General features: G+C 73.2%; 7 protein-coding genes and 1 pseudogene. 3 read left to right on the top strand and 5 right to left on the bottom strand.

The features are described 5' to 3' along the window. Positions 1–40: 40 nt before the first annotated feature. Positions 41–1,711: an ABC transporter substrate-binding protein gene (locus ACIPWA_RS20270; RefSeq protein ID WP_400292440.1), complete on the bottom strand. Its 1,671-nt coding sequence runs from the start codon at positions 1,709–1,711 to the stop codon at positions 41–43. Positions 1,712–1,885: 174 nt separating this feature from the next. Beyond that, complete coding sequence (locus tag ACIPWA_RS20265; protein ID WP_400292438.1) at positions 1,886–4,609, bottom strand: beta-d-glucosidase; 2,724 nt, start codon at positions 4,607–4,609, stop codon at positions 1,886–1,888. A gap of 98 nt (positions 4,610–4,707) precedes the next feature. Here ACIPWA_RS20265 and ACIPWA_RS20260 point away from each other — a divergent pair, with 98 nt between their 5' ends. The 3 genes and pseudogenes from ACIPWA_RS20260 to ACIPWA_RS20250 all read left to right on the top strand — a co-directional run bounded on the left by ACIPWA_RS20260 (position 4,708) and on the right by ACIPWA_RS20250 (position 8,126). Next, on the top strand, positions 4,708–5,388 hold the full coding sequence (locus ACIPWA_RS20260) for a TetR/AcrR family transcriptional regulator (RefSeq protein WP_139107917.1): 681 nt from the start codon (positions 4,708–4,710) through the stop codon (positions 5,386–5,388). Between the two features lie 71 nt (positions 5,389–5,459). Next, positions 5,460–6,215: pseudogene (locus tag ACIPWA_RS20255) on the top strand (response regulator transcription factor); the annotation flags it as partial. 132 nt (positions 6,216–6,347) lie between these two features. Further along, positions 6,348–8,126, top strand: a complete 1,779-nt coding sequence (locus tag ACIPWA_RS20250; protein ID WP_400292436.1) for a sensor histidine kinase — start codon at positions 6,348–6,350, stop codon at positions 8,124–8,126. Between the two features lie 126 nt (positions 8,127–8,252). On the opposite strand, the gene ACIPWA_RS20245 is transcribed toward ACIPWA_RS20250, so the two are convergent. From ACIPWA_RS20245 to ACIPWA_RS20235, 3 genes are read right to left on the bottom strand one after another with little or no spacing between them, the layout of a single operon-like run. Then, positions 8,253–11,741: an ATP-binding protein gene (locus ACIPWA_RS20245; protein WP_400292435.1), complete on the bottom strand. Its 3,489-nt coding sequence runs from the start codon at positions 11,739–11,741 to the stop codon at positions 8,253–8,255. Beyond that, complete coding sequence (locus tag ACIPWA_RS20240; RefSeq protein ID WP_400292434.1) at positions 11,741–12,478, bottom strand: DUF4194 domain-containing protein; 738 nt, start codon at positions 12,476–12,478, stop codon at positions 11,741–11,743. Before ACIPWA_RS20240 ends, ACIPWA_RS20245 begins: the two co-directional genes overlap by 1 nt. Next, positions 12,475–14,283: a DUF3375 domain-containing protein gene (locus ACIPWA_RS20235; protein WP_400292433.1), complete on the bottom strand. Its 1,809-nt coding sequence runs from the start codon at positions 14,281–14,283 to the stop codon at positions 12,475–12,477. The genes ACIPWA_RS20240 and ACIPWA_RS20235 overlap by 4 nt, the downstream gene beginning before the upstream one ends. Positions 14,284–14,438 lie beyond the last annotated feature (155 nt).

Raw genomic sequence — 14,438 nt, 5'->3', positions numbered from 1 at the left:
GGCGGCGGCCCCGCCCCCTCACTCACGAGCAGCCACGCGATCAGGAAGCCGGCTTCAGCTTCGTGAGGATGAGCGACGCGTTGGCCGTCGTCGGCTGCGGGTTCGCGTACGGGTCCTCGTCCGAGGGCCAGCCCACGAAGTTCTTGGTCGAGTACTGGGCCGCGGCCGGGCGTCCGAGGAGCGCGATGGTCGGGACCTCGTCGACGAAGACCTGCTGGACGGTCTCGAGCGCGGCCGTGCGGGCTGCCTCGTCCGTGGCGTTGGCGTACGTGGCCAGGGCTGCGGTCGCCTCGTCGTTCTTGAAGCGGCCGAAGTTCCAGTTGGCACGCTCACCGAGCGGCATGTACTGGGCGCCGTCCATCTGGTTGGAGTACGTGTCCCAGGGGGTCGCGCCGCCGTCGGTCCAGTGCATCGAGGCCTGGAAGTCGCCCTCGGCGATCGCGGTGAACCAGGCGTCGGCGTTCTGGCCCTCGACCGTGGCCGTGATGCCCAGGGGCTTGACGGCGTCGGCGACCATCTGGAGCTCGGTCAGGTAGTCGGACCAGCCCGTGGGGTTGGTCAGGGTGAACGTCACGGCGTTGCCCTCGGGGTCCTTGAGCGTCGTGCCGTCGAGGGTGTAGCCCGCGTCGGCGAGGACCTTCTTGGCGCCCGCCTCGTCGACCGTGTACTCCTTGCCCTGGAAGGGCGCGGTGATGAAGTCGGTGCCCGCGGGCTCGGGGAGCCCGGTCACGTTGGTCAGGGGCGGGAAGACGCCTGAGGACGCGAGCTCGGAGATCTGCTTGCGGTCGAGCACGAGCTGCACGGCCTTGCGGACGGCGACGTCGTCGAACGGCGCGGTCTCGGTGTTGAGGAACAGCGCGTCGACGCCCAGGCCCGTGGGGGCCCACTGGTTGTTCACGTCGGGGTTGGCGTCGATGTAGACCTTCTCGTAGTCGGGGATGAAGGTCCATCCCCACTGCGCCTCGCCCGAGACCAGGGCGTTGGTGAGCGCGTTGTTGTCGTTGTAGGAGCTGTAGCGCAGCTCCTTGACGCCGAGCTCGCCGCCCCAGTAGTCGTCACGGGCCGTGAGGGTCGCGGCCTGCGCGGTCCAGGACTTGAGGGTGTACGGCCCCGTGCCGACAGGCTCCTCGTTGGTCCAGGTCGTGGGGTCCTCGACGTCCTTCCAGACGTGCTCGGGCACCACGAAGAGCTGGAGGATCTGGCCCTGCTTGACGAACTGGCCCGAGGTGAACGAGACCGTCACCTTGTTGCCGTCGACCGTGATGTCGCCGAACGGCAGCGCGAACGTGTTGAGGCCCTCGTTGTCCTTGCGGATCTGGAACGAGTAGGCGATGTCCTCGGCCGTGAAGTCCTCGCCGTCCGACCACTTGACGCCGTCACGGGCCGTGAGGGTCAGCTGCGTGTAGTCCGCGTTCCACTCCCACTCGCTCGCGAGCCAGGGAACGGGGTCCTCGGACGGACGCACCGTGTTGACCTGGGCCAGCGGCTCGTAGATCGCGAACGCGTAGCCCAGCGACATCGCCGAGGACGTGTTGGCGAAGGGGTTGGAGTTGTCGGTCTGGGGACCGTTGGGCATCCCGATGGTCAGGACGCTCGAGCCTCCTGCCGACGAGGTGCTTCCCTCGCCGCTGCCGCCGCCGCTGCATGCGGTGGCGATGAGGGCGAGCGACGTGAGTCCGACGATCGCCGTGCTGATCCTGCGCTTGTTCATGAGTGCCTCCTTGCACTGAAAATCTGAACGAACCGTACGTGCGGTCCGCGGTGAACCTGACATCTGCTGGGTGGGGCTGGGTCGTGCGCGGTGCTGCGGGGCCGAGCGGGTGGTGCAGGTGGTGCGGTGGTGCTGTCGGGGAGCTGCGGCGGGGGAACGCCGCCGCTCCCCGGGTCAGGCGGGCAGAGGAGCCCGGAGCCGGAGGTCGCGGATCGACCGCCCGGCTCGCAGGACGTGCCCGCCGGCAGCGGTGACCCACTGCTGCGAGGGGACGTCCCAGATCTGGAGGGCGCGCGCGGGGATGCGCACGCGCGCCGTGGTGAGCTCGCCCGGGGCGGCGTCGACGACGGCGAAGCCGCCGAGCCAGCGCACGGGGCGACGAGGAGCATCGGGCGTGCCGGACGAGACGTCGGGCTCGACGTAGACCTGGACGACCTCGCGGCTCACGCGCTCGCCCGTGTTGCGGACGACCACGTCGAGCAGCACGTCGGCGGTCGGGGCACCGTCAGTCCTGGCGGGGGCCTCGACGACCGTCGCGCCCACGTACTCCCACGTGGACCAGCCGAGGCCGTGCCCGAACGGGGCCGCGGGCGTGGCGCCCGTGCGCTCCCAGGCGCGGTAGCCGACGTCGAGCCCCTCGGTGTACTCGACGACCCCGTCCTGCGGGATCGCGTGCGGTACCGGGACGTCCTCGAAGCGTGCGGGCAGGGTCCACGGCAGCCGGCCCGAGGGCTCGGTCACGCCGAGCAGCGCGTCCGCGAGTCCCGAACCGGCCTCCTGGCCGCCGAGCCACGCCCACAGGACGGCCGGGGCGTCGTCGAACCAGGGCAGCAGGACCGGGGCGCCCGCGTTGACGACCACGACCGTGCGGGGGTTGGCCGCCAGGACGAGCTCGGCCAGCCGGTTCTGGTTGCCCGGGAGATCGAGGTCGGGGCGGTCGTAACCCTCGGACTCGACCTCCTCGGTCGTGCCGACGACGAGGACCACGACGTCGGCCTCGGTCGCCGCGGCGACGGCCACGTCGAGCATCTCCTGGGCGGTCGCGCCGGGGAGCCGGTGGACCAGCTCGCCCCGGACGAACGACGCGTACCCGACGGCGTGGACCACCTGGAGGGTCGCGTCCAGCCGCGCGGTGCGCGGCTCGGTGACCTCGACGTCCACGGTGCGGGCGACCGGGTGGTTGTGCCCCGAGCTCAGGACGACGTCCTCGTTGACGACGACGTCGCCCGTCGAGACGAGCCGACCGTCGACCGTCACCGTGTGGACGCCGACCGTACCGATGCCGAGCTCGTGCGTGCCAGGCTCCTCGAGGTCCACGTCCGCGCGGACCCGCACGGCCACGGCGTCGGCCCGGACGTCCTGGAGCCATCCGTCCCACGTCGCGGCCGTGCGGGAGTCGAGGACCTCGCCGCGCGCGTCGAGGAGCTCGACACGGGCACCGGGCGCGCCCGTGACCGGGTCGCTGCACCGGCCCGACACGTCCAGGGCGGGCGGGTTGGAGCGTGAGCGGGCGCCGTCGTGGACCAGGATGCGGGTGCCCTCGGGCAGCCCTGCGCGGAGCTCCTCCTCGGGCGTGGTCACGCGGTCGGGGACCACGAACGACGAGCCGCCGCCCTGGAGGAACGGGGTCGTCGCGGCGGGGCCGAGGAGCGCGACGGTCAAGGGACGGCCGGCGGGAGCGAGGGCCGCGGGGTCGAGGGGCACGAGTCCGCGGCTCCGGTCGGACGCGCGGCCGGTGCCGTCCGTCCCGTCCGCCTCGTTCTTGAGCACGACGATCGAACGTGCGACGAGCTCACGGAGGAACGCGGCCGACGCCTCCTGGCCCGTGAGCCCGTCGCGGGCCGACGACGCGGAGGAGGGTGCGTCGTCGGGCTGGAGCCCGGTCACCTGCGCGGTGCCGGGAGCGTGAGGTGCCCCGAGGTCGAGCGCGCCGACCCGGTGGGCCAGGCGCATGAGGCGCACGACCTTGTCGTCGAGCTCGCTCTCGGCGACCTCTCCCGAGCGGACAGCGGCGAGCAGGCCGTCGCCCCAGGGGCCGTCGGGGCCGGGCATCTGCAGGTCGAGGCCTCCCTCGACCGCGCCGCGGATCGTCTTGGTGGCGACCCAGTCGCTCACGACGACGCCGTCGAAGCCCCACTCGTCCTTGAGGACCCCGGTGAGGAGCGGGCGGTGCTCGAGCACGGGGGCCGCGGTCTCGCCGTCGTCGACGCCCGAGTAGGCACCCATGACGCTCCAGGCCTGGGCCTCGTGCACGACGCGCTCGAACGGCGGGAGGTAGACCTCGCGCAGCGTGCGCTCGTCGAGGCGCGCGAGGTAGCGCGTGCGCTCGGTCTCGGAGTCGTTCGCGACGTAGTGCTTGACGGACATGCCGACGCCGTGGGCCTGCGAGGAGCGCACGAGCTCGACCGCGATCTCGGCCGTCAGGTGCGGGTCCTCGGAGTAGCACTCGAAGTGGCGGCCGCCCACGGGCGTGCGCTGGAGGTTGATCTGCGGGGCGAGGACGACGTCGACGCCGTGGCGGCGCGCCTCGGACGCGAACAGGGCGCCGGCGCGGGCCGCCAGGTCGCGGTCCCAGGTCGCGGAGAGCGCGCTGGGGGCGGGGAACATCGCGGAGGTCTGCGCGGTCACCGGGGAGCCGTCGGCCAGGGTGGACTCGCCTCCCGTGCCACGGACGCCCACGGGGCCGTCGGACATCGCGACGGCCCGCAGGCCGATGCGCTCGATCGGGTTCGTGGTCCACATGCCGGCGCCGACGAGGAGGGAGACCTTCTCCTCGACCGTGAGGTCTGCGGTGAGGCGCGCGAGGCGTTCCTCGGTCCCGTCGACGTCAGTGTCGGCACCGACGGCGACGACGTCGGGGGTGACGTCGGTCGTGACGTCGTGGGTCTTCAGTGACACCAGGTGCTCCGTTCGGACGGCGTTGTCTGCTGGCCGATATACAACCACACTTACTGACTAGTCAGTAAGTCAACGAAGATCACAGTATGGTTGCGGTCATGACAGAGGCCACCACACCGGCGCGCACGCGCCGACCGCGCAAGGGCACCGCCGCCCGGCGCGAAGAGATCCTGCGCGCAGCCATGCGCGTCTTCGGGTCCAAGGGGTACCACCAGGGCTCGCTCGCCGAGGTCGCCGAGCAGGTCGGGATCACCCACGCCGGGGTGCTCCACCACTTCGGCTCCAAGAACCAGCTCCTCATCGAGGTCCTCGAGTTCCGAGACGTCGTCGACGTCGAGCACCTCGAGGGCAAGCACATCCCCGGCGGGCTCGACCTGTTCCGCCACCTCGTCACGACCGCCCGCATGAACGCCGAACGCCCCGGCATCGTGCAGGCCTACACCGTCCTGACGGGCGAGTCCGTGACCGACCAGCACCCCGCCCGCGACTGGGCCGCGCGCCGTTTCGCGGGCCTGCGCGGGGACATCACGAGCGCGCTCGACACCGTGATAGCCGAACGCCGAGAGGCCGGCCTCCTGACGCCCGAGGACGACGTCGAGCTCGACCCCGTCGCCCTCGACCGCGCCGCGAGCACGATCATCGCCGTCATGGACGGCCTCCAGACCCAGTGGCTGCTGGACCCCGAGGCGGTCGACCTCGCGGGCGCCACGGCCTTCGCGATCGAGGCGATCCTGTCCTCGACGCTCGCCGCCTCACGCAGGGAGCGGCCGCTCGACTGAGGGCTCCCGCTCACAGTCGATTCATAGGAACACCACAGGCGTCGCCGAGACACCACGCGCACCATGGACGCATGACCACGACGCCCGCGCCCACGGAACCCCTCGTCTCGCCTCGCGCCCCCGAGCGCCTGACCCGGGCCGACGGCTCGCCCGTGCGCGTCCTCGTGGTCGACGACGAGCCCAACCTCGCCGAGCTCCTCACCTCCGCCCTGCGCTACGAGGGGTGGGACGTCTCGACCGCGCTCGACGGGCAGTCCGCGATCCGCACGGCCCGCGAGGTCGGCCCCGACGTGATCGTGCTCGACGTCATGCTCCCCGACCTCGACGGGCTCTCGGTGCTGCGCCGCATCCGCGCGACCTCGCCCGACGTCCCGGTCCTGTTCCTCACGGCCCGCGACACGGTCGAGGACCGCGTCGCGGGGCTCACCGCGGGCGGCGACGACTACGTGACCAAGCCCTTCAGCCTCGAGGAGGTCGTGGCCCGCCTGCGCGGCCTCATGCGCCGCGGCGGTGCGACGGCCGCCCGCGAGGACTCGACCGTCGTCGTGGGCGACCTGGTCCTCGACGAGGACTCGCACGAGGTGTTCCGCGGCGGCGACCCCATCCACCTGTCGGCGACCGAGTTCGAGCTCCTGCGCTACCTCATGCGCAACGCGCGCCGCGTCATGTCCAAGCCGCAGATCCTCGACCGCGTGTGGAACTACGACTTCCGCGGGCAGGCCAACATCGTCGAGCTCTACATCTCCTACCTGCGCCGCAAGATCGACAAGGGCCGCGAGCCCATGATCCACACGCTGCGCGGGGTCGGGTACGTCATCAAGCCGGCTGAGGGCAGCACGGGCACAGCGGGCGGCGGGGGTTCTGCGGGCACAGCGGGCGGCGGCGGCTCTGGGGGCACAGCGGGCGGCGCGGGCACCCCTGCGAGCACAGCGCCCGACGGCGCCGCGAAGGCCTGACGCGTGACCTCACCCCGGGCGTCGCGCACCGCCCGACCACGCACCCTGCGCCGACAGCTCGTCGTGGTCCTCGTGGCGATCCTGCTCGTCCTGGGCGTCGCGCTCGCCGCGAGCTCGACGCTCGCGCTGCGCCAGAGCCTGGTCGACCGGCTCGACCAGGAGCTGGTCCAGGCGAGCCAGCGCGCCGAGCGCGGCCCGTTCGACCGGTTCGGCGCCGACGCCCCTCCCCCCGATGGCGCGGCGGGCACGACCGGCACGGGCGACGACGGCTCGACCGAGGACCCGGGCGCCGGGACGCTCCCGGGCGAGGCTCCGTCGTCGGGCACGGGGAACCAGAGCCCCCTGCCCCCCGGGCAGGGAGCCGGGACCATCAACGTCGTCTACGAGGACGGGGCGGTGCGGTTCGCGGGGTACATCGACGCGTCGGGCACCCTCCAGCAGCTCACGGACGAGCAGGTCGCCGACCTCGCGACCGTGCCCGCCGACGACCGTCCCCACACGGTCGAGGTGAGCGACCTCGGCTCGTTCCGCGCCGTCGCGACCACGACCCAGCGGGGTGAGCCCAGCATCACCGCGATGAGCACCGCCGGGGTGACCGAGACCCTCGAGGGCTACCTGCTCGTCGAGGCCGGGCTCGTGGCCGCAGGGATCGTGCTCGCGTCGGTGCTCGGGACGTGGCTCGTCCGCCGCTCGCTGCGGCCCCTCGACTCGCTCGCCGACGCGGCCGTGCACGTGTCCGAGCTGCCCCTCGACCGCGGTGAGGTCGAGGAGATCCCGCGCGTCGACGAGCAGTTCACCGACGAGCGGACCGAGGTCGGGCAGGTCGGCGCGGCGCTCAACCGGATGCTCGACCACGTCGAGGCCTCCCTGACCGCACGGCACGAGTCCGAGACCCAGGTCCGGCAGTTCGTCGCCGACGCGAGCCACGAGCTGCGCACGCCGCTCGCCTCCATCCGCGGGTACTCCGAGCTCGTCCGCCGCTCCCCCGACCAGGTCCCGCCCGACACGCTGCGCGCGCTCGACCGCATCGAGTCCGAGGCCGTGCGCATGGGCGACCTGGTCGAGGACCTGCTGCTCCTCGCACGGCTCGACGCGGGCCGCCCGCTCGACCGAGAGCCCGTCGACCTCGCGGCCCTCGCGATCGATGCCGTGGCCGACGCGCACGCCGCGAGCCGCGACCACGTGTGGGAGCTCGACCTGCCGCTCGCGGGGGGCGAGGGGCCGGTGATCGAGGGCGACCAGGACTCCGCCGAGGGCGACCGGCCCCGCGCCGAGGGCGACACGCTGACGCTCGACGGCGACGGGATCCTCGCCGAGGGCGACGCCCTCTGGGCCGACGGCGACGACTCGTTCGACGTCCCCGACGTCACGGTCGTGGGCGACGAGGCGCGCCTGCGGCAGGTCTTCACCAACCTGCTCGGCAACGCCCGCGTCCACACGCCGCCCGGCACGCGCGTCGTCGTGGGCATCCGGCCCGACGGCGAGGACCACGTGGTCCTGACCGTGACCGACGACGGCCCCGGCATCCCGCCCGCCCTGCTGCCGTCGCTGTTCCAACGGTTCAGCCGTGGCGACTCGGCACGCAACCGGGTCGGCGGCTCGACCGGGCTGGGTCTCGCGATCGCCCAGGCCGTGGTCCAGGCGCACGGCGGAGACATCTCGGTGCGCGACGCGACGGCCACCGACCTCGCCCGGACGAGCGCCACGGGACCGCAGGCCGACGACTCGGGGCGGGCTCCGGCGTCGGGCACGACGTTCGAGGTCCGGCTGCCGCGGCGCTGACCTGCTGCGCGCGGGCTCATGCGGTCGCCCGCCGAGCACGGGGTTCTGCGCGGTCGAGCACGAGGTTGCGGTCGTCATCCATCCGACAGCGACCGCAACCTCGTGCTCGGCACCCGAGCGAACGGCTCAGAGCGCCGCGTGCGCCTCCTTCTCGGCCTGGTACTCCTCGATCGTCAGCGTCCGCAGCCGCGAGTTGCGGCCCGTCGGGTTGTCGACGTACCCCACGGCCGAGATGTACGGCTCGATCACGTGGATCTTCTGCAGCGGCGTCACGATGAGCAGCTGGAGGCCCAGGCTCTTGAAGAGCTCGAGCGCGAACCGCGTCGACTCGTCCGACCCGCGACCGAACGCCTCGTCGATCACGACGAAGCGGAACGCCTTGGACCGCACCGCGCCCCAGTCGAGCTTGAACTGGTACGCGAGCGAGGCCGCGAGGATCGTGTAGGCGAGCTTCTCCTTCTGGCCACCGGACTTTCCGCCCGAGTCGGAGTAGTGCTCGTGCTCGACGTCGTCCTCGCGCGACCGCTCGGACGCCGAGAGCACGAACCAGCTCCGCACGTCGGTCACGCGACGCTTCCACGCCTCGTCGGCCTCGGCCTGGCCCTCGCGCCCACGGAACCGCTCGACGATCGCCTTGACCCGCAGGAACCGCTCCTCCGAGTAGTACGCGACGGTCTCCTCGCCCGTGTCCTCGTCGCGCCTCCCCTCGAGGTCGAGCCCCAGGACCCCGTCGGTGCACGCCCGCAGGTCCGCCCGGAACTCGCGCACCTCGGTGTTGGGCGTGGGCGCCATCTCGAGGCGGATGTACCGGCCGGGGTTGTAGTCGATCGCGCGCAGCGAGTCGTTGATGATCTCGACGCGCTCGCGGATGAGGTCGGCCTGCTTGGACAGCTCGGCGTGGAAGCCCGCGATGTCGCGGATCGTGTTGGTGTTCAGGTAGGTCTTGAAGTCGCCCTCGAAGCGCGGCAGGTCGTCGCGCGTGAGGCGCTCGTGCAGCGCCCGGTACTCGGGCGCCGAGCGCACGTCGTTGTCGAGCTCCGTGGTCTCGACCGGGTACGCGGCCCGGAACGCCGTCATCTGGGCGGCGATGCGCGTGCCGAGCTGCCCCTGCCGGGTCTGGGCCTCCTCGACCTGGCCCGTGAGCCGGGTCCGCAGGGCGGCCTCGACCGCGTCGGGGTCCACGTCGCTGCGCGAGCCGGCCTGCGTGCCGGCCTGCTCGCTGGCCTGTGCTGCGGTCTCGGCGTCGAAGAGCCCGGCGAGCTCCTCGGCCAGCCCCGCATCGGCGGGCCCCTGCTCGGCCAGCACCCGGGCCGAGCGCTCCCGCTGGTCGCGTGCCGTCGCCAGCGCGTGCTGGTCCGCCCCGGCGGCCGAGAGCAGCGCGTCGCGGTCGCTCGCGAGTCCCGCGGCCCGGCGCGACAGGTCGCGGAGCTGGTCGGCGATGCGGCTCAGCTCGGTCGACGCGCCCTCGATGCGCCGCTTCTCGTCGTGCAGCTCGGCGATGGCCCGGACGGGCTCCTCCCAGTCGAGCTCGCGCCACTCGCGGAACACGTCGAGCCGGTTGAGCGCGCCCGAGCGCGAGATCGCGGCGCTCTTCTCGCGCCCGACCTCGTCACGCCGCTCCTCGAGCGCCGTGCGACGCCCCGCGACGTCGGTCGCCTGCTCGAGCAGCGCGTCGATCTTGGCCTGGTTGCTCCAGCCGAGCACGTAGCCGCTGCGGTCGCGGACGGAGCGCCGGTCGTCCTTCTCGTGGTGGCTGGCCGAGTGCTTGACCTGCCCCTCGCGCGTCACGGCGCGGGGCACGCGCTGGAAGTCGGCGAGCGTCGCGGCGCACACGTAGTCCGCGCGACGCTCGAGCTCGTCGGCCAGCCAGGCGGCGAGGTCGCCGTCCTTGACCTCGAGGAGGTCAGCGAGCAGCGGCCCGTCCTCGCGGCTCGCGGGCGGGGTCCCGACGCCGCCGCGCACCTTCCGCGTGCGGCCCGCGGCGGGCGCGGGCACGCGGTGGTAGACGAGCCGGGTGCCCAGGTCCTGCGCGTTGATCCAGGCCGAGACCGCGTCGTAGTGCTGGGCGGGCACGAGCAGCGAGAGCGCGAAGCCGCGCAGCACACGCTCGGCCGCGCCCTCCCACTCGGCGTGCTCGGCGCGCACGCCGAGCAGCTCGCCCGCGAAGGGCAGGTCGGCGTCCGTGAGCCCGACGTCGGAGCACAGGCGGGTGCGCAGGTCCAGGCTCGTGCGGGGCAGGTTGGACTCGCGGTCGGCGAGCGAGCGGAGCTCGGCGTTGATCTCGCGGGCCTCCGCCTCGACCGCGCGCAGCTCGGCCGCGACCTCCCCCGCGCGGCCCTCGATCTCCCCCAGGGTGTCCTGCGCGTCCGACTGCAGCGCGGCCGTGCGCTCGCGCAGCGCCGCGAACTCGTCGCGCGACGCGACCGGCTCGAGGCCCGCCGCGGCCAGGTAGCGCGCGTACTCGTCGGCCTTGGCCCGACGCTCGGCGCGCTCGACCTCGCGGCGCGCGACCTCGCCCTCGATCTGCGCGAGGCGGTCGCCGCCGTGCCCGGCCCGCTCGACCTCGAGGCGCTGGCGCTCCGCGTCGAGCAGCGCGAGCTCCTCCTTGAGGCGGTCCAGGCCGTCGGCGCGTGCCGTGATCGACGCCTCGAGCTCTCCGATGCGTGCGTCGAGCGCCTCGACGCGCCGGCCCGCGGTGAACCCGCGCAACGCCTCGCGCTGGGCGACGAGCCCGCGGGCCCGCTCCCCCACCGCGTCGTACGCGTCGGCGTCGGCCAGCAGGGGCGCGAGCTGGTCGATCTGCGCACGGGCCTTGACCACGGCGTCGTGCGCGCTCGTGAGGTCGTCGAAGTGCGCGACGAGCTTCTCGGTCCAGCGGGCCGCGTCGAACGGTTCGAGCATGTGCTCGCGCACGAACTCGTTGAGGTCGCCCACCGACTTCATGGACACCGTCTGGTGGAACAGCTCCATGGCCTGCTCGGACTCGATGCCCAGCAGGCGCCGGAAGTCGCGCCCGTACTCCGGGAAGTGGTCGCGGATCTGCGCGCCGGACTCGCGCAGGCGGCGGCGCAGGACGTTGATGTCCCCGTCGAAGCCCGCGAAGTCGTCGGCGATCGTCATGGGCGAGGTGCTCGTGACGTAGAAGCGCTCGGGCTGCCCCTGCGCGCCGTCCTTGAGCCAGAACACCTGCGCCAGCACGGCGCGCGAGTCGAACCCGCGGTTGGCGAACTCGCCCAGGATGACCGAGTAGGTGTGGCCGCGGCGCAGGCCCACGTGCCGCGAGGCACCCGTGACCTCGTTGCGCTCGGACTTGTAGTGCCCGGCCACGTAGGAGCGCAGCGTGCGCTCGCGCGTGTCGGCGCCCGCCGCCTTGTTGTAGCTGATGCGGTTCGCGGGGAGCAGGAGCGTCGTGATGGCGTCGACGATGGTCGACTTGCCCGAGCCGATGTCCCCCGTCAGGAGCGCGTTGCGCCCCTCGAGCTCGAAGCTCCACGCGTACTTGTCGAACGTCCCCCAGTTGAGGACCTCGAGCCGGTCGAGGCGGTAGCCCGACCGCTGGTCCAGGTCCGCTGCCGCGTCGTGCAGCTCGACCGCGCTGAACAGTGCCTCGGCCATCAGGCCTCCTCGTGGGTCGGGCTGGTCTCGGTCTGCTCGGCGATGCTGCCGGTGCTTGCGCCTGCCGCAGCCGGTCCGCCCGCGGGAGCTCCGCCGTCGGGCAGGAGCGCTCCCCCGTCGCGCGACGCGAGCTCGGCCGCGTACTCCGCGAGGCGCGCGTCGAAGTCCGCGAGCCACTGGCCGTCGACGAACGCCTTGAGGATGCGGCGCACCTCGTACGTGTCCGGGGTGTCCGGCACGGGGCGCAGGAAGCCCAGCTCGACCACGCGACGCACGTTGGCCTCGACGCGGTCGCGCGCGCGGGCCTCGTTGCTCGACTCGGGCAGGAACACGCGGACCAGGTCCACGATCTCGTCGCGCGTCAGGACCAGGCGGGTGTCACCGCCCTCGGAGTCGAACTGCGCGAGCCGCTTGCGCAGCAGCGCGAGCAGCAGGCTCACGTCGAACGACAGCTCGCGCCGCGCGACGAGGCGCGGGATGAACGTGCCGTCGCCCTCGTCCTCGGGCTGCGCACGCAGGTACGCGTACCCCTCGGACTCGTCGATCACGACCTCGAGGCCGAGCGTCGCGACGAAGTCCCGCGCCTGCGCCTCGAGCGCGAGCAGGTCGCGCCACGTGCGCGTGCCGGCCTCGCGGTAGACCACGCCCTTGACGAGCGAGGTCACGACGAGCGACAGCTCGGGGCTCTGGCCGCCGGTCTGCCCGGGGCGTTCGGTCCGGACGGGCTGCTGGCTCACGGGGTTCCCTCCTGAGGAGACGGCTGGGGAGACGGCTGGATGGTCGGTGCGGGCGGGTCCTGCGCGAGCGACCGTGCCACGGCCCCCGCGAGGTCCTTGGCCCCTGTGCGGGCGAAGGTCACACGTGGCACGCGCGCGACCCGGACGCGCGAGCCGGCGGGCCGCTCGTCGACCGCGGCGACCTCGACCCCGCTCGCCACCGGCAGGTCCGGCACGTGGTCGTCGACGACCCACCGCACCTCGTCGGTGTGCGCCGGGTCGTGCACCACGTCGAAGCGCGGGTCGTCGAGAGACAGGTACGTCACGAGCTCCGCGAGGCCCTGCTCGAGCGGGTTCTCCTCGACGAGCTGCGCGAGCGAGACCTGGCCCCGGCGGCGCAGCGCGTCACGGACCGTGCGGCTCAGGCGCTCGGGATCCACGTGGACCTGCGTGAACAGGGCCGACGCGTCGAAGTCCGCGACGCCCGCGGTCACGCCCTCGCTCGCGAGGGGCTCCTGGTGCTGGGGCCGGTAGAGCGGGCGCTCGGTCGGCAGGTGCACGTCGACCGAGGTCGAGTCCATGGTCGTCGCGAGCGGCCCGGTGTCCGCAGCCCCCAGGCGCAGCCGGTCGGGGGCGTCGCGCAGCGCGAGGGCGCGCGACTCGATGCTGCGCAGGATGTCGATCACGCGACGGTTCTCGAGCCACACCTGGTCGTCGAGGAACCGGCGCAGCTGCTCGGACAGGACGCGCACGGTCGACTGCGTGCGCTCGCCCGCGTCGAGCCAGTCGTAGTGGATGCGGCGCAGACGTCGCCCGGCCGCGCGGCCAGTGATGCCGGGGGCCGCCTCGTCGTCGTCCCCGACCTGCTCCTCGAGAGCAGGCAGGGCCTGGACCTTCTCGACGAGCTCGGCGAACTCCTCCTGACGCTGGCGGTCCAGGAGGAAGTCGTAGAACGCGTGGAAGCTACGGCCCTGGTCCGAGTCGGCGATCGCCGAGCGGCTCCCGACGACCGCGTCCAGCAGGTCGCCCTTGGCGCCGTCCCAGCCCGTGATGCGCTCGCGCATCTCGCGGTCGAGCGTGCGGAAGTTCGCCTCGACCTCGCGGAAGTCCGCGAGCAGGTCTGCGGCCGTGCCCGTGAGCTGCTGGTAGCGGTCGCGCTGGGCGGCCGCGTCGAGCAGCGAGAGCTGGCCCGCTCGCACGCGCTCGATCTCCTCGTCGATCCGCGCCCGCCGCGCCTCGAGCTCGCGCAGGCGCGCGTCGGCGTCGGACTCGGTGCCGACCGTGAGCTGGCGCAGCAGCTCGAAGACCGTGTTGAGGCGCGACTCGGTGCCCACGAAGCTGCGCTCGCGCAGCGCCGAGACCCACCCGACGGCCTTCTCGACGGCCGGGGTCGCGTCGTAGTGCGCCTCCTCCGAGCCCGTCGGGTAGAACTTGCGCAGCCAGCCCTGCTCCGGCGCCGACCAGTGGTCGAGGTAGGCCTTGGGCGAGCGCGGGTAGCGGCGGGCCTCGCTGGGGTGGTCCGCGGGCACCCCAGGGTCGTGGGCATCGCGTGCGCCGGCATCGTCCGGCCCGACGGCGTCGCTCGCCGCGGCGGGCTCGTCGCCCTCCGCGACGGGTCGGGACTGCGCGCGGGCGGGCCGGTCCGGTCCGTCGATCGCGTAGAGCGCGTCGTCGAGGAGCGAGACCAGCTCGGCCTCGCCGATCGAGCGGACGTTCTGCTCGACGAAGACCGTGCCGAGGAAGCTCAGGGCGAGCGGTGCGTTGTCCGAGCGCAGGAGGCGCCAGGCCGGGGTGCGCCGCAGGGCGTCGATGTCGTCGTGCTGCACTCAGGCCCTCTCGCGTGTCTGTGGTTCGTGCTGCGTGCTGGGTCGTGCTGCGGTCGTGCTGTGCGATGGACCGGCGCCGGTCACGGGTCCGGTCCGAGGGCCCGTGCCCAGACGCCCGCCGGTCCGGTCGAACCCGTCCGAGCGGGTCCCCCCGC

It is taken from the genome of Oerskovia enterophila, from assembly GCF_044748475.1.
GTDB lineage: Bacteria > Actinomycetota > Actinomycetes > Actinomycetales > Cellulomonadaceae > Oerskovia > Oerskovia enterophila.
This window is presented reverse-complemented; position numbering and strand designations above follow the sequence as displayed.

What these genes read in the sequence shown, in the direction of transcription:
- ACIPWA_RS20245 (WP_400292435.1), bottom strand. Translation starts at nt 11,741, where the DNA reads ATGGCCGAGGCACTGTTCAGCGCGGTCGAGCTGCACGACGCGGCAGCG.
- ACIPWA_RS20260 (WP_139107917.1), top strand. Translation starts at nt 4,708, where the DNA reads ATGACAGAGGCCACCACACCGGCGCGCACGCGCCGACCGCGCAAGGGC.
- ACIPWA_RS20270 (WP_400292440.1), bottom strand. Translation starts at nt 1,711, where the DNA reads ATGAACAAGCGCAGGATCAGCACGGCGATCGTCGGACTCACGTCGCTC.